The organism is Methyloversatilis sp. MC4-4 (genome assembly GCF_049843555.1).
GTDB classification, from domain to species: Bacteria; Pseudomonadota; Gammaproteobacteria; order Burkholderiales; family Rhodocyclaceae; genus Methyloversatilis; species Methyloversatilis discipulorum_B.
Genome location: NZ_JBBHZK010000001.1, coordinates 199,423 through 213,577, shown reverse-complemented (window position 1 = coordinate 213,577; position 14,155 = coordinate 199,423). Strand labels below are relative to the sequence as shown.

General features: G+C 67.7%; 14 protein-coding genes. 4 read left to right on the top strand and 10 right to left on the bottom strand.

What is annotated here, in order from left to right; all coding sequences use genetic code 11:
- Window positions 1-7: 7 nt before the first annotated feature.
- From WDZ97_RS01010 to WDZ97_RS01000, 3 genes are all read right to left on the bottom strand, one after another.
- Complete coding sequence (locus WDZ97_RS01010; protein WP_304002230.1) at window positions 8-1,018, bottom strand: alpha/beta fold hydrolase; 1,011 nt, start codon at window positions 1,016-1,018, stop codon at window positions 8-10.
- 100 nt (window positions 1,019-1,118) lie between these two features.
- Window positions 1,119-1,376: a MoaD/ThiS family protein gene (locus tag WDZ97_RS01005; RefSeq protein WP_341928682.1), complete on the bottom strand. Its 258-nt coding sequence runs from the start codon at window positions 1,374-1,376 to the stop codon at window positions 1,119-1,121.
- On the bottom strand, window positions 1,373-2,524 hold the full coding sequence (locus tag WDZ97_RS01000) for a WD40/YVTN/BNR-like repeat-containing protein (protein WP_425761525.1): 1,152 nt from the start codon (window positions 2,522-2,524) through the stop codon (window positions 1,373-1,375). Before WDZ97_RS01000 ends, WDZ97_RS01005 begins: the two co-directional genes overlap by 4 nt.
- A gap of 176 nt (window positions 2,525-2,700) precedes the next feature.
- Here WDZ97_RS01000 and WDZ97_RS00995 point away from each other — a divergent pair, with 176 nt between their 5' ends.
- Window positions 2,701-4,353, top strand: a complete 1,653-nt coding sequence (locus WDZ97_RS00995; RefSeq protein WP_425761524.1) for a phospholipase D-like domain-containing protein — start codon at window positions 2,701-2,703, stop codon at window positions 4,351-4,353.
- A 13-nt stretch (window positions 4,354-4,366) separates the two neighbouring features.
- Here WDZ97_RS00995 and WDZ97_RS00990 read toward each other — a convergent pair whose 3' ends face one another.
- On the bottom strand, window positions 4,367-5,209 hold the full coding sequence (locus WDZ97_RS00990; RefSeq protein WP_425761523.1) for a class I SAM-dependent methyltransferase: 843 nt from the start codon (window positions 5,207-5,209) through the stop codon (window positions 4,367-4,369).
- Window positions 5,210-5,284: 75 nt separating this feature from the next.
- On the opposite strand from WDZ97_RS00990, the gene WDZ97_RS00985 reads away from it, so the two are divergent.
- Window positions 5,285-5,716 (top strand): helix-turn-helix domain-containing protein, encoded by a 432-nt coding sequence (locus tag WDZ97_RS00985; protein ID WP_425761522.1) that lies wholly within the window; start codon window positions 5,285-5,287, stop codon window positions 5,714-5,716.
- A gap of 2 nt (window positions 5,717-5,718) precedes the next feature.
- Here WDZ97_RS00985 and WDZ97_RS00980 read toward each other — a convergent pair whose 3' ends face one another.
- The 3 genes from WDZ97_RS00980 to asd all read right to left on the bottom strand — a co-directional run bounded on the left by WDZ97_RS00980 (window position 5,719) and on the right by asd (window position 7,822).
- Window positions 5,719-6,456, bottom strand: coding sequence for an RES family NAD+ phosphorylase (locus WDZ97_RS00980; RefSeq protein WP_304002217.1), 738 nt, complete (start codon window positions 6,454-6,456; stop codon window positions 5,719-5,721).
- Window positions 6,453-6,848 (bottom strand): MbcA/ParS/Xre antitoxin family protein, encoded by a 396-nt coding sequence (locus WDZ97_RS00975; RefSeq protein ID WP_425761521.1) that lies wholly within the window; start codon window positions 6,846-6,848, stop codon window positions 6,453-6,455. Before WDZ97_RS00975 ends, WDZ97_RS00980 begins: the two co-directional genes overlap by 4 nt.
- Before the next feature lie 110 nt (window positions 6,849-6,958).
- A complete protein-coding gene (asd, locus tag WDZ97_RS00970; RefSeq protein ID WP_425761520.1) occupies window positions 6,959-7,822 on the bottom strand; it encodes an archaetidylserine decarboxylase in 864 nt (287 codons plus the stop codon).
- Between the two features lie 321 nt (window positions 7,823-8,143).
- Here asd and WDZ97_RS00965 point away from each other — a divergent pair, with 321 nt between their 5' ends.
- Window positions 8,144-8,800 (top strand): PEP-CTERM sorting domain-containing protein, encoded by a 657-nt coding sequence (locus WDZ97_RS00965; RefSeq protein WP_425761519.1) that lies wholly within the window; start codon window positions 8,144-8,146, stop codon window positions 8,798-8,800.
- A gap of 231 nt (window positions 8,801-9,031) precedes the next feature.
- Entirely contained in the window at window positions 9,032-11,569 is a 2,538-nt protein-coding gene (locus WDZ97_RS00960; protein WP_425761518.1) for an excinuclease ABC subunit A, read from the top strand.
- A 22-nt stretch (window positions 11,570-11,591) separates the two neighbouring features.
- Here the strand turns inward: WDZ97_RS00960 and WDZ97_RS00955 are convergent, their stop codons facing one another.
- The 3 genes from WDZ97_RS00955 to cysD all read right to left on the bottom strand — a co-directional run bounded on the left by WDZ97_RS00955 (window position 11,592) and on the right by cysD (window position 14,149).
- The gene (locus tag WDZ97_RS00955) at window positions 11,592-11,780 is read right to left on the bottom strand and encodes a YjfB family protein (RefSeq protein WP_304002208.1); all 189 of its coding nucleotides are present in this window, start codon (window positions 11,778-11,780) and stop codon (window positions 11,592-11,594) included.
- A gap of 93 nt (window positions 11,781-11,873) precedes the next feature.
- Window positions 11,874-13,160, bottom strand: coding sequence for a sulfate adenylyltransferase subunit 1 (locus WDZ97_RS00950; RefSeq protein WP_425761517.1), 1,287 nt, complete (start codon window positions 13,158-13,160; stop codon window positions 11,874-11,876).
- Window positions 13,161-13,198: 38 nt separating this feature from the next.
- Window positions 13,199-14,149, bottom strand: a complete 951-nt coding sequence (gene cysD, locus WDZ97_RS00945; protein WP_425761516.1) for a sulfate adenylyltransferase subunit CysD — start codon at window positions 14,147-14,149, stop codon at window positions 13,199-13,201.
- Window positions 14,150-14,155: the final 6 nt, after the last annotated feature.

The window sequence follows — 14,155 nt, the reverse complement described above, 5'->3', positions numbered from 1 at the left end:
CTCGGGGTCACTGTACGCCGATCGCCTGGTCGAATACCTTGCTGAACGCCTCGAAATTCTCGATGTGCGGCATATGGCCCAGGCCCGGCAGTTCGAACAGCACCGCGCCCGGAATCGACGCCGCCGCCGTCCGGCCCAGCCGGTCGTAGCGCCCCAGTTCGTACTCGACGCCAGGACGCATCCAGTTGCGGCCCGGTCCGGTACGGTCGCGCGTGCCGATGATCAGACTGACCGGCACCGACAGATCCCCGAACTCTGTCACAACAGGCTGGGTGAAGATCATGTCGTAGGTCAAGGCATTGACCCAGGCGACCTGATTCCTGTCCGGTCCCTGCATCTGCCCGATCATGAAACGGGTGAGCGCCGCGTAGCGCTCGTTCCACTGACCGTCGTAATAGTTGTCGCGCTGGTACTTGGCGATGCTGTCGGCCGTCTGCTTCCGTTCGATGCCGTAAAAGAAATCGGTGTCCTTGTGCTCGACATACTTCAGGTAGTTCTCCAGCCCGATCGGATTGACCAGCACCAGGCGCTGCACCGCCTGCGGATACATCAGGGCGAAACGGCTGGCCAGCATGCCGCCCATCGAATGGCCGACGACGATGGAGCGCTCGATGCCGAGCGAGGCCATCAGCGCGCGGGTGTGGCGAGCCAGCGCCGGAAAGGAATACTGGTAATGGACCGGTTTGGACGATTTGCCGAAACCGATCTGGTCCGGAATGAGCACGCCGTAGCCCAGCTTCTGCAGGTGGCGCGCGGTGCCCGCCCAGTAATCGGCGTTGAAGTTCTTGCCGTGCAGCAAGGTGACCACCGGCTTGCCCGCCTCGCCCGGAAGATGGATGTAGGCCATTTCCAGCGACTGCCCCTGCGACGACAGCGGGAAGACCTTCACGTCGAAGGCATAGGCATAAGTGCTGAGCCGCGCGTCGTAGGCCAGCGTCGACACGTCTTCGGCGCGAGCCGGGGAAGAAAGCGGCAACAGCGCCGCGAACACGAGGGCGCACAGTCTGGGCAGGAACACTGGATTCTCCGTATCGGCACACCCCCGGTCGACGCGAGGTCGCCGCCGGGGTTCCGGAGCAGTGTAGGCGAGTCGCGTGACGCTGGCGCTGGACCGCCGCTCAGCCTCCGCTAAGTGCCTGCACGATGACCAGTTCGCCGTCGGCATCGGCCGCCTGTGCCAGGTCGCGCACCTGCTGCCCGTCGACGAAGAAGCGGATGTGGCGGCGTATCCGTCCCTGCTCGTCGATCATGCGGAAGGCGATGCCGGGGTACTGCAGGTCGAGCGCGGCCACCACCTCGGCCAGCGTCGCGCCGTCTGCTTCAGCGTGCGCGCTGTCGGTGTAGGAACGCAGCGCACTCGGTATCAGCACCTTCATGTGGCCGGCCGCTCCGCCACCTCGACCGCGTAGATGTCGGGCAGGTGGCGCGCGATGCAGTGCCAGTGCGCGCCCTCGTCGCTGCTCGCCCACAGTTCGCCGCTGGTGGTGCCGAAATAGAGTCCGACCGAGGGCTGGGTGTCCGCCGTCATCGCCTGCCGCTTCACCGTCCACCACGCCTGTTCGGCCGGCAGACCGGCGTCCTGACGCTGCCATTGCTCACCACCATCGCGGGTGACGAATACCGCCGGTTTTCCGCCCGGGCTGGTGCGCGGCCACACCGCGGTGCCATCCATCGGGAATACCCAAGCGGTGTCCGGATCGCGCGGGTGCACCACCATCGGGAAACCGATGTCGCCGACCTCCGCCGGCATGCCGCCGCCGATGCGCCGCCAGCGCGTGGCCGGCCGGTCGAGCCGGAAGATGCCGCAGTGGTTCTGCTGGTAGAGCCGATCCGGGTTGGCCGGGCACTGGCGGATGCAGTGCGGATCGTGAAAGGTGGGCTGCGTCACGTCGAAGCCCTCCACCACTTCGAGACCGTCGATCAGCGGCGCGAAGCTGCGTCCGGCGTCGAAGGACTCGTGCACCCCGCCGCCCGACATCGCCATATACATATGCATCGGGTCGCGCGGGTCGACGATGATCGAGTGCAGCTTGGGACCGTCCGGCGTACCGTCCTGCGCCGTACCCATCCACTCCAGATATCGCGGGTCGTCGTTGATCGATGAGCACGGCGCCCATGTATCGCCGCCATCCTCGGAGCGGAACAGGCCCTGCGGACTGGTGCCGGCGTACCAGACGCCGGGCTGGCTGGCGTGGCCCGGCGTGAGCCAGAAGGTGTGATCGACGCTGCGGCCCACGCCGCCTTCGACCTTCGCGAAGGCCGGCGGCCGCGCGGCCTCGCTCCATGTCTGACCGAAGTCGGTCGAGCGGAACATGGTCGGCCCGAGGTGGCCGGTCTTGGCTGCCGCCAGCAGCGTGCGGCCGTCACGCGGATCGAGTACCAGGTGGCTGATGATGTGACCGAGAAAATGCGGGCCATCGACCCGCCAGGTCTTGCGTTCGGCGTCGCCGTGATAGAGCCAGGCGCCCTTGCGGGTGGCGACCAGAAGGGTGACGTGACAGGCTGCGGGGTGTGTGGACGACATGGCGCTTCCTCCGTGGATCATGACGAAGCCGCCGCGCATGCACTCATGCGGCGGACTACCGGGTCGACGATCGACGCAGCCACGTTTCGACAAGGCAAGCCACGTCGTGACCCTCATCGTTGCAGCTTTCGGCCCCCGGTCGCAAGATGACGTCATCGCATCGCCCCGGAGTTCCCATGCGTGTACTGGTCACCAATGCCCGCGACGACTTCCGCGTCAAGGCCTACGCCGGCACCAGCGGCGTGCTGCTGGCGATGGACATTGACGCATCGCGGCGCGCCGGCCTGCTCGGTTTTGCGATCGAGCAGAAGGAAGGCACGAAGAAGTGGCAGTGGCTGCTGAACAGCCTCACCTTCCCGGGCCGCGCGCACACGCTGGAAAAATGGGCGGCCACCCCGAGCAATCTGGCACCGATACAGAAATTCCGCTGGGCCGATTACAGCATCGCGCCCGGCACGCGCTGCCGCTACCGCGTGCAGCTGGTGTACGGCAGCGCCGAGCAGCCGGAACTGGGCGAATCACTGGAACTGGCGATCACGACCGACGACGGCAAGCCCAGGGGCCACGATGTCGTGTTCAACCGGGCGGTCGCCGCCAGCCAGGCCTTCGGCCGCAAGTTTCCCGAGCTCGACGCGCTGCTGAGTCGCCCCGAGAACAAGGACTTGCCGATCGAGGAATGGCCGGCCGCGCCGCGCGACTGGCTGCAGAACGGCCTGCTCGACCGGTTGCTCGCCTTCGTCGCCCGTGCGAAGGACTCGACCTGGGCGCTGGACATCGCGATCTACGAGTACGAACTGAAGGCCATCGCCAGCGCCGTGCGGGCGGCGCACCGGCGCGGCGCGCAGGTGCGCGTGCTTTATCACGGCAAGGCCGGCGACGAACAGACGGTGCAGAACGAGGCGGCGCTGAAATCGATTCCGAAGGCGAAGAAGCAGGCGCGCATCACTTCGAAAATCTTTCACCATAAGTACATCGTGCTGAGCAAGCTCGGCCGCAGCGGCGCCCGCACGCCGCGCGCCGTGCTGTGCGGCAGTACCAATTTCACCGAGAACGGCGTGTACCGGCAGGCCAATGTCGTGCACACCGCCGACGACAAGGCGATGGCGGCCGACTATCTGGCGCTGTTCGAACAGATCTGGGCCGCGCCCGGCGACGTTGCCGCCACCCGCGCGTGGATCAACGAACACAACCCGGTCGCGCCGACCGGCCGCATCTGGACCGGCTTCTCGCCGCGCTCCGGCGGCGGCGACCTTGCCGCCTTCGCCGACCTGATAAACGGCGCCAAAAGCGACCTGCTGTTCGCCACCGCCTTCGCGCTGCCGGAACCGATACTCGACGCCCTGCTCGGCAAGGCCCACGACCCGGTGCTGCGCTACGGCATCCAGAACAGCGCCAGCCGGATTACCGGCTTCCACGCCGATCGCACCGCCGAATTCACGACGCCGGCGCTGCTCACCAGCGGTCTGGAAGGCTGGGTCAAGGAAGGTCTGCGCGGCCAGCGCGGCAACCTGCTGGTGCACCTGAAAGCCATCGTCACCGACTTCACCACCGACCATCCGGTCATCCTCAGCGGCAGCCACAACCTCAGCGCCTCGGCCAGCAGCGGCAACGACGAGAACGTCCTCATCATCCGCGGCGACACCGACCTTGCCGACCGCTACGGTCTGGAGGTACTGCGCTTCTACGAGCACTACCGCTTCCGCTACTACGCGAAGCTGCTGAAGCTGAAGGAAGCCCGGCCGCTGGCGCCGGACGACAGCTGGGCGGACGCCTATTACCGCAAGGGCAATCTGAAGATGCTGTCCAGGCTGCGCTTCTCCGGACGCTGACACGCAAGCGCGCTCAGGCGCGGGCCGACACCATCCAGCACGCCGCGGTGAAGCGCACCGCCCCACCGGCCAAGTACGGCCGGAAAGCGCCATGCAGCGCCTCGATCACGCGTGCACGGGTGTCCGCGTCGGCCTGCTGCAGCGCCACGCCCACCGGGCCGAGCAGCGTGAAGTAGCGTTCGAGCTCGACGGCAGGCAGCGCGCATTCGATGTCGAGCGGATGGATGTCGATGTCCCGCCAGCCACTGCGCGCCAGCACCTCGCGAACAAGAGTCCGGTCGGCGAAGGCGAACTGGCCCGGAGCCCCCGGGCGACGCGCGGGCAAGTCGGGCAGCAATGGTGCGGCTGCGCGCTCGGCGGTGGTCATGAAGGTGTTCTCGTCGGTGCCGCGCCAGGCGATGGCGTGCAGCGCACCATCGCTGCGCAGCGCCGCGCGCAGGTGGGCAAACGCATCGACCGGGCGCTCGAAGAACATGACGCCGAAGCGCGACACGATGAGGTCAGCGGCGCCGGGCGCGAAGGCATGCCGTGCGGCGTCGGCGCAGACGAAGTGCGCGGCTGAAGCGCTGGCCAGCGCGCGGGCGCGGGCCGCGGCGATCATCGGCGCCGACACGTCGACACCGATACAGTGCGCCCCGCTGCCCAGCGCCTCGGCCAGCGCCAGCGTGGTGGCGCCGGTGCCGCAGCCGATGTCGATCACGCTGCGCGCGGAGCGCGTCCGTGCCACCTCGACCAGCCGTTCGGAAAAAGGCGCGAACAGCGCATCGAGCAGCGGCTGCGCCTGCACCCAGCCGTCGGCGGCCGGACCGTTCCACAAGGCGATCTGCGCGTCGGCGCGCGTATCTGAAGCATCCATCGTCGTCTCCCGTGACTTGCCCGCAACGTGCGGTGTGAGCACTATGCAAATTCAAGTCGACTTGAGGTCAAGCCCATGAGCGATCTGGATATCGCCGAAGTGGCACAGCGCGCCGGCGTCACCGCGGCGACCCTGCGTTTCTACGAGGAAAAGGGGCTGATACGTTCGATCGGCCGGCGCGGTCTGCGCCGCGTGTTCGGCAATGACGTAATCGAGAGATTGGCGCTGATTTCGCTGGGCCGCGCGGCCGGCTTCTCGCTGGACGAGATCGGCCGCATGTTCGCACCGGGCGGCACGCTGGACATCGACCGCGGCCTGCTCGCCGAGCGCGCGGACGAACTCGACCGTACGATACGCAGACTGGGTGCGCTGCGCGACGGCCTCCGTCACGCCGCCGCCTGCCCGGCACCGAGCCACCTGGAATGTCCGACCTTCCGCCGCATCCTGCGCGCGGCGGAGTCGAAGTCGCTGGCGCGACGCCTTCCTTCGACCCGCAGGTCGCTCTGAACTCAACCCGCAGCGCGCCGCCCGAAATCCGCCGCATCGATGCCAAACCACGCGACGCCCGGCGTCTTCTCGACGACGATGCACTCGCCGTCGAGCCGGTAAGTCAGTTGCAGGTGGTGACGCGGGCTGGACAGCACCGCCGGATTGAATACCGCAAAGTTCTCGCCCTCCGGCCGGCGCACCGACTGCACCACCAGGCCCGGGTGACCTTCGCGGTGGATGCGCGCGCCGACCGACTGCGGGAAGCTGTAATCGAGCGGATGCAGCAGATCCGGCCAGTCGGCCGTGAGTGGGCGGAAGTCGAGCAGCGCAGCGGCGCAGCCCACGACATAGACCTTGCGCTCGGCCGCCACCGACTCGCGCTCGAAACCGGCGTCGGCCAGCAGGCCGTTGCGCCAGTGCCAGGCCGACTCATACACCGTGGTATCGACCGACTCCGAGCCGTACCAGACACCGTGGCGACCGTCGGAAAAGCGGCTGGCCTGCCAGTTCTGGAACGGCCAGGCGATGGCGTTGAACCACTCGGCGTCCTCGAATGGACGGTGCAGCACCGGGGCCGGCGAGCGGTAGGGCGGCGGCTTGGCGTCGCCCTCCACCTTCTGCGCCAGCAGCCACTCGGCCGGATCGTCGGTGAGATCGTCGAACAGGTCCTGCGAACTGCGCAGCGACACGATGTTGCGGAACACGTCGCGCTGCACCTCGGCCAGCGCCAGGCGGGCGAACAGATCGCCGAGACTCACTGACCGCGCGCCCGATCCAGGTAGGCGCGCACCATCAGCAGCCCGGCAAAGCCCCACTCCTTCACCACCTCGACCGGGGTGAGGTTGTCGAAAGCACGGTTGCGGGTGCTCATCCAGCGGTAGGCGAGATCGCGGTTCTGCGGAAACAGCAGGCGCAGGTTCTTGTGGATACCCAGCAGATGACCGACCCGCTCATACTGGTCGCGGCTGGTGCCGATCGGCTCACCGCGCCGATAGCGCGCCAGCGCCGCCCGGTTGCTGGCGGCGATGCCGAGCAGTGCAGCCTGGTCTTCGGTGCCCAGTTTCCAGTGATCGAGCAACGTCATGGTCATGCGGGCCAGCGCGCCGCGGTCTTCCGAAGCGCTGATTCCCTTGTCTGCGATGGCGCCCATGGGAGCGGTCCTGTGTGGAATCGAATCAAATTGAAGCATAGCCCATTTGTTACGATTCACACTCAATTTGTTCCCATGAAAACAAACGTCGTCGATCCCCTCTGCGGCAGTCAACGCGACAACGCGTCAGCCATGGCTTCGCCCATGCGCACCGTGCGCCCGGGCACCCAGTCGGCGCGGGCCTGCAGCGCCCCCCTGGGGAACAGCATGACGACGGTAGAACCGAGCAGGAAGCGGCCCATCTCCTCGCCGCGGGCGAGCCGGATGTCCTGGTCGTCGTAGCGCCACTCGCGCAGCTTGCCGGTGCGCGGCGGATTGATCAGCCCATGCCACACGGTCTGCATGCTGCCGACCACCATGGCGCCGACCAGTGTCAGCACGAAGGGGCCGAAGTCCGAATCGAACAGGCAGACCACGCGTTCATTGCGCGCGAACAGGCCGGGCACGCCCGCCACCGTCGCCGGATTGACCGAATACAGGCTGCCCGGCACATGGATCATGCGCCGGAGCCGGCCCGCACAGGGCATGTGGATGCGGTGGTAGTCCTTGGGGCTCAGGTAGATCGAGATCGCTTCGCCGCCGTCGAATCGATCGACCAGTGCCGCGTCGCCGCCCACCAGGGCACGCGCGCTGTACGGGTGTCCCTTCACCTGCAGCAAGGTGTCGCCATCGAGCTTCACGCAGTCGATCACGGTGCCATCGACCGGGCTGACGAAGGGCGAGTCGGCCAGCGGACGGGCACCTTCGCGCAGCGCACGGGTGAAGAAATCGTTGAAGCAGGCATAGTCCGCCGGGTCCGGCCGGGCCGCCTCGCTCATGTCCACGCCGTACTTGCGGATGAACCAGGGAATGATGCCGCGGGTCCAGGGTGCGCGCGAATTCGCCACGAATTCGGCGAAACGCGTCAGTGCCTGCTTGGGCATGCCGTGCTGGGCCAGCACGAAAAAGCGATCACGAAGATCAGGTGACGGCATTGTCGGGTCTCATGTGGGGGTGCCTCCCCGAGCGGATACGCAGGACGGATGGCGACACGGCCGCGAGCTGCTCAAGAGGAAAGCCCCGATTTTCTGGCCCCGCATATTAATTGAAGCATGGGCCACCGGCATGCGCCGCGCCGACCGATAAGCGCACCGTCTTCCCGCCAGCCGGTCGCAGAACGGCATCGCCACCGCCGGTCGGAAGCGCTATCGAAGCCCATGCCCCGATGCTAGGCTCATAACTTCATCCAACCCGACGCCCAAGCTGGCCTGCCGCAGCGTGCAGCCGAACGGGTGTCATTGAAAGAGGAGCGGAACATGAAGAGCGCGAGTTCGGCATTGCTTTGCCTCAGCCTGATCGCCAGTCCCTGCGCATGGTCCGCCAGCGGACAGATCGACAGCTTCGGCGCCAGCCAGACAACGGTGCAGGCCGGCAGCACGGTGGATTTCTTCGTATCTTTCAGCGTGAACACCTCGTCGCGTAACGACGGCGGGAATGACCCGGTCGAACCCCCACCGGTCGAGGGGTACCAGGAATGGATGATGAACTGGTACTGGTACGAGGCTGAAACGGTGACGGCCGTCTATCTGCAGGCCGCCGGCCAGAACTTCAACGACTATCCCTCGGCGGCGCCCGGCAGTGGTTATTCCAACGGCTGGACCTTCTCGCTGCTGTTCCCGACTGCCGGAACCTTCGATATCGCCGTCGGCGGCGGCTGGAGCGCGACCAACTCGACCTCGTCGGGCAGCGAGATCGCATCCCGCACCTGCATGAGCGACGAAGGCGGCGGGCTGAGCTGCTCGTCATGGCAGTACAGCTATCCGCAGTACGAAGACTTCTCGTCGACCGACGGTTCATTCGATGGCAAGTCGATCACAATCAACGTGACAGCGGTGCCCGAGCCGATGACGGCCGCACTCTGGCTGGCCGGCCTCGGATGCCTGCTGACCGCCCGCCGCCGGCGGCGCTCCTGAACGGTCTGGCCGCCTCGCCAGCCGGGGGCGTCACACCGGAACACGCGATGCGTCGTGCGCCGGAGCCTGCACGGGACGGCCGGTAACGGCACGCGCCCGGCACAGGGACGGGCACAATGCGACGACATGGCAACACCTTCGCGCAGGCACAGTCTGCCTGCAGCACAGGTGTCGGCCGCCCTTCCGTACCCTGTGCAGGCCCCGTCTCCGTCCAGCTTCCATCGCACGCGCATGAGCAAGACCCAGCCCTCCAACCGACTCGCCGCCTCCGCCACCATCCGCGTCCGCGGCGCCCGCGACCACAATCTGAAAGACATCGACGTCGATCTGCCGCGCGACGCGCTGGTGGCGTTCTCCGGTGTATCCGGTTCCGGCAAGTCCTCGCTCGCCTTCGGCACGCTGTATGCCGAGGCGCAGCGGCGCTATCTGGAATCGGTGGCGCCGTACGCGCGCCGGCTGATCGACCAGGCCGGCGTGCCGGACGTCGACAGCATCGAAGGCCTGCCGCCGGCGGTGGCCCTGCAGCAGCAGCGCGGAACGCCGGGCGCGCGCTCGTCGGTGGGCAGCGTGACCACGCTGTCCAGCCTGCTGCGCCTGCTGTATTCGCGCGCCGGCCGCTATCCGGCGCGCCAGCCCATGCTGCAGGCCGAGGACTTCTCGCCCAACACGCCACAGGGCGCCTGCCCGAACTGCCACGGTCTGGGCCGCGTGTTCGAGGTAAGCGAAGAGACGCTGGTGCTCGACCCGTCGCTGACCATACGCGACGGCGCAGTCAGCGCGTGGCCGCCGGCCTGGCACGGCCAGAATCTGCGCGACATCCTGGTCAGCCTTGGCATCGACGTCGACACGCCGTGGGCAAAGCTGCCGCGCAAGGTGAGGGACTGGATCCTGTTCACCGACGAACAGCCGGTGGTACCGGTCTATGCCGGCTTCACGCCGGAGGAAACGCGCGTCGCGCTGCGGCGGAAGATGGAGCCGAGCTATCAGGGCACCTTCACCAGCGCACGCCGCTACGTGCTGCACACCTTCGCCAGCACGCAGAGCACGCTGATGCGCAAACGCGTGTCGCGCTACATGCGGGCCGCCGACTGCCCGGTATGCGCCGGCAAGCGGCTCAAGCCGGAAGCGCTGGCGGTTACCTTCGCCGGGCTGGACATCGGTGCGCTGTCGCGCCAGCCGCTATCCGAGGTGGTGCGCCTGCTCGCACCGGCCGTCGCCGGCGAGGCGGATGCCCGGCTGCCGGAAGAAAAGCGCCTCGCCGCACAGAGGCTGGCCGGCGAAGTTGTCGACCGCATCGAAGTGCTGCTGCGGCTGGGTCTGGGCTATCTGACGCTGGAACGCAGCACGCCCACGCTGTCGCCCGGTGAGCTGCAGCGGCTCAGGCTGGCCACCCAGCTGCGCTCTCAGCTTTTCGGCGTCGTCTATGTGCTGGACGAACCGTCCGCCGGTCTGCATCCGGCCGACGGCGAAGCGCTGTTCGACGCGTTGCTGCAGCTGAAGCAGGCCGGCAACAGCGTGTTCGTGGTCGAGCACGACCTCGACATGATCCGCCGCGCCGACTGGGTGGTCGATGTCGGCCCGGGCGCAGGCACCGAGGGCGGACGCATCGTCTACAGCGGCCCGCCCGCCGGTCTGGCCGCGGTAAAGTCGTCGGCGACCGCGCGCTTCCTGAAGTCGGATCTGCCGCCGGTGCGCACACCGCGAACGCCATCAGGCTGGCTGTCGTTGCACGACGTGAGCCGCAACAACCTGGACCGGCTGGACGCGCGCATCCCGCTCGGCGTGCTGTGTGCGGTGACCGGCCTGTCCGGCTCCGGCAAGTCCAGCCTGATCAGCCAGGCACTGGTCGAACTGGTGGCGGAGCACCTGGGCCACGTGGTCGAGGCCGAGCCCGAGCACGACGACGGCGAGCAGCCGCCGGTCGACACCGCGCGGACCGAAGGCCGGCTGGGCGAAGGTGCTGACGCGATCCGCCGGCTGGTGCGCATCGACCAGAAGCCAATCGGCCGCACGCCGCGCTCCAACCTCGCCACCTACACCGGCCTGTTCGACGAGGTGCGCAAGCTGTTCGCGCAGACGCCCGCCGCCCGCAAGCGTGGCTTCGACGCCGGGCGCTTCTCGTTCAACGTGGCCAAGGGTCGCTGCCCGACCTGCGAGGGCGAAGGCTTCGTCAGCGTCGAACTGCTGTTCATGCCCGGCGTATACGCGCCCTGCGCCGACTGTCACGGCACCCGCTACAACCCGGCCACGCTGGCCGTGACCTGGCAGGGGCGCAACATCGCCGAGGTGCTGGACCTCACCGTGGACCAGGCCTGCGAGGTGTTCGCCAGCGAGCCGCGGGTACTCGCCCCGCTCACGCTGCTGAGCCGGCTCGGCCTGGGCTACCTTCGGCTGGGCCAGCCGGCGACCGAACTGTCGGGCGGCGAGGCGCAGCGCATCAAGCTCGCCACCGAACTGCAGCGCAGCGGACGAGGCGGCACGCTGTACGTGCTGGACGAACCGACCACCGGCCTGCATCCGGCCGACGTCGAACGCCTGCTCGCCCAGCTCGAAGTGCTGGTCGATGGCGGCAACAGCGTGGTGCTGGTCGAGCACGACATGCGACTGGTGGCGCGGGCGGACTGGGTGATCGACATGGGGCCGGGCGCTGGCGCCGAGGGTGGGCGCATCGTCGCCGAGGGGCGACCCGCCGACGTGGCGAAGGCGAAAGGCAGCCGCACCGCGCCCTATCTGCGGCGGGCGCTGGACGGCGGACGCGGAAAAGAGTGAGGGCCCCGGTCGGCCCCCTGGTTCAGGCGTAGGTGTCGATGATGTTCTGACTGGAGGGCGCGGGCTGCGGTGTCGGCAGCGCCTGCAGCAGTTGCGCCGCGTTCGACGCCTGGATGTCCAGCGCCTTTCTGAGCACCAGGGTGCCGGCAGCGTCGGCCACCTTCTGCTGCGACATCGCGGTGGCGGCACTGGCGATTGCGGAAACGTCCATGTGATTCCTCCTGCGCCGACAGCCGGCGCTCTGACAGTCTTAACGACCCGCAGCGCGCCGGCTTGAACGCGGACCGATCGGCCGCCGCTCGCATCACTCCGTTGCGTCGGCGTCCGCCACGATCATGCCCGCGGCCACCGTGTTGTAGGTGCTGTCGTCGATGACGACGAAAGCGCCGGTCGAGCGGTTCAGCACATAGGGATCGGCGAACACCGGCTGCGCCAGCTTGAAGCGCACGCGCGCGATGTCGTTCATCACGAGCCGTTCGGCGGACATGCGCTCCAGTGTGTTCACGTCCAGCCGATGATCGATGCCCACCAGCTTCGCCCTGACTTCACGCGTCGTATGGCGGATCAGGTAGGTGCGGGCGCGGTCCATCGGCAGATCCGACAGCCAGCAAAGATCGGCAGTGATCTGGCGCAGCACGCGCGGCGGCTTCTCGGGCGCCACGATCATGTCGCCGCGCGACACGTCGATGTCGTCGTCGAGCACAAGCGCGACCGACTGTTCGGCGCCAGCGTGCAGAAGCGCGTCGCCGCCGATCTCGATGGCCCGAACCCTGGTGCTCAGGCCGGACGGCAGCACGCTCACCGCATCGCCGACCGCGATGCGGCCGGCCTCCACCCGACCCATGAAGCCGCGGTAGTCGTGCAGCAGGGGATTGACCGCGTCCTGCGGCCGGCACACCCACTGCACCGGAAAGCGGAACGGATGCGCGTGCGGAGCCGCCGCCGCCGGCGCGCTTTCCAGCATCTCCATCAACGTGGGCCCGTCGTACCAGTGAAGGTGCTCGCCACGGTCAACCACCATGTCGCCGCGCAGGGCGGACATCGGCACGAAGCGCACCTGCTCGATGCCGGCACCGGCCGCGAACGCGAGGAAGTCGTCGCGGATGCGCTCGAACACCGGCTGTGCGAAGTCGACCAGATCCATCTTGTTCACCGCCACCACCAGCTGCGGAATGCCGAGCAGCGCCGCCAGCTGCGCATGGCGACGGGTCTGCGTCAGCACGCCGCGGCGCGCGTCGATCAGGATGATGGCGAGATCGGCGGTCGACGCTGCGGTGACCATGTTGCGCGTGTACTGCTCGTGCCCCGGCGCGTCAGCGATGATGAACTTGCGCCGACCCGACGAGAAATAGCGGTAGGCCACATCGATGGTGATGCCCTGCTCCCGCTCGGCCTGCAGGCCATCGGTCAGCAGTGACAGGTCGATCGCTTCCATGCCGCGCCGTGCCGACGTGCGCTCGATCGCCTGCAGCGTGTCGGCGAGGATGGCCCGGCTGTCGTGCAGCAGGCGGCCGATCAGCGTGCTCTTGCCGTCGTCCACGCTGCCACAGGTCAGGAAACGCAGCAGGCCGTTGTCTTCAGAAGTATTCATATGCGGTCCTCGATGCCCGGTCGCAGTGCGAGCGGTACTCAGAAATAGCCTTCACGCTTGCGCTGTTCCATCGACGCGTCGCCGGTCTGGTCGTCCAGTCGCGTCGCGCCGCGCTCAGTCAGGTCGGTACTCGCGGTCTCGATCACGATGCGCGCGACCGTGTCGGCCTCCGACTCGACCGGCGCCGTGCAGGAAATGTCGCCGACGGTACGGAAACGCACCCGCCGCACGACGATCTGTTCGCCCGGCCGTGGCAGGCTGGTCAGCTCGCCGCTGGCCAGCGGCACGTTTACCGGCACCGGCAGGCCGTTGCGCAACACCACCTCGCGCTCGTGCGCGAAATAGATGCTCGGCAAGGCCAGGTGCTCGCGCTCGATGTACTGCCAGACATCGAGTTCGGTCCAGTTCGAGATCGGGAAGGCGCGCACGTGCTCGCCTGCATGGGTGCGGGCGTTGTAGAGGTTCCACAGTTCCGGCCGCTGGTTCTTGGGGTCCCACTGCCCGAACTCGTCGCGGAAACTCATGATGCGTTCCTTGGCGCGCGCCTTCTCCTCGTCGCGCCGCGCGCCGCCGATGCAGCCGTCGAAGCCGACTTCCTCGATCGCTTCGAGCAACGTGACCGACTGGTGCCGGTTGCGCGATTCGTCGGCGTGCTTGAGTACGACCGAACCGCGGTGGATCGAATCCTCGACCGAGCGCACGATGAGCCGCTCACCCAGTTCGGCGGCGCGACGGTCGCGGAACTCGATCACCTCGCGGTAGTTGTGGCCGGTGTCGATGTGCAGCAGCGGGAACGGAAAGCGTCCGGGCCGGAAGGCCTTCTCGGCGATGCGCAGCAGGCAGACCGAATCCTTGCCGCCGGAGAACAGCAGCGCCGGGCGGGCGCACTGGCCCGCCACCTCCCGCATGATGTGGATGGCTTCGGCCTCCAGCCAGTCCAGATGCGACAGCCGGGCGTCATCGCGGAGCGTGGGCAGGGGTGCATTCATGACAGG

Bases quoted from the DNA above. Each gene is read 5' to 3' on its own strand.
- WDZ97_RS01005 (WP_341928682.1), bottom strand. From the start codon at position 1,376: ATGAAGGTGCTGATACCGAGTGCGCTGCGTTCCTACACCGACAGCGCG.
- WDZ97_RS01000 (WP_425761525.1), bottom strand. From the start codon at position 2,524: ATGTCGTCCACACACCCCGCAGCCTGTCACGTCACCCTTCTGGTCGCC.
- WDZ97_RS00995 (WP_425761524.1), top strand. From the start codon at position 2,701: ATGCGTGTACTGGTCACCAATGCCCGCGACGACTTCCGCGTCAAGGCC.
- WDZ97_RS00990 (WP_425761523.1), bottom strand. From the start codon at position 5,209: ATGGATGCTTCAGATACGCGCGCCGACGCGCAGATCGCCTTGTGGAAC.
- WDZ97_RS00985 (WP_425761522.1), top strand. From the start codon at position 5,285: ATGAGCGATCTGGATATCGCCGAAGTGGCACAGCGCGCCGGCGTCACC.
- WDZ97_RS00975 (WP_425761521.1), bottom strand. From the start codon at position 6,848: ATGGGCGCCATCGCAGACAAGGGAATCAGCGCTTCGGAAGACCGCGGC.
- asd (WP_425761520.1), bottom strand. From the start codon at position 7,822: ATGCCGTCACCTGATCTTCGTGATCGCTTTTTCGTGCTGGCCCAGCAC.
- WDZ97_RS00965 (WP_425761519.1), top strand. From the start codon at position 8,144: ATGAAGAGCGCGAGTTCGGCATTGCTTTGCCTCAGCCTGATCGCCAGT.
- WDZ97_RS00960 (WP_425761518.1), top strand. From the start codon at position 9,032: ATGAGCAAGACCCAGCCCTCCAACCGACTCGCCGCCTCCGCCACCATC.
- WDZ97_RS00955 (WP_304002208.1), bottom strand. From the start codon at position 11,780: ATGGACGTTTCCGCAATCGCCAGTGCCGCCACCGCGATGTCGCAGCAG.
- WDZ97_RS00950 (WP_425761517.1), bottom strand. From the start codon at position 13,160: ATGAATACTTCTGAAGACAACGGCCTGCTGCGTTTCCTGACCTGTGGC.
- cysD (WP_425761516.1), bottom strand. From the start codon at position 14,149: ATGAATGCACCCCTGCCCACGCTCCGCGATGACGCCCGGCTGTCGCAT.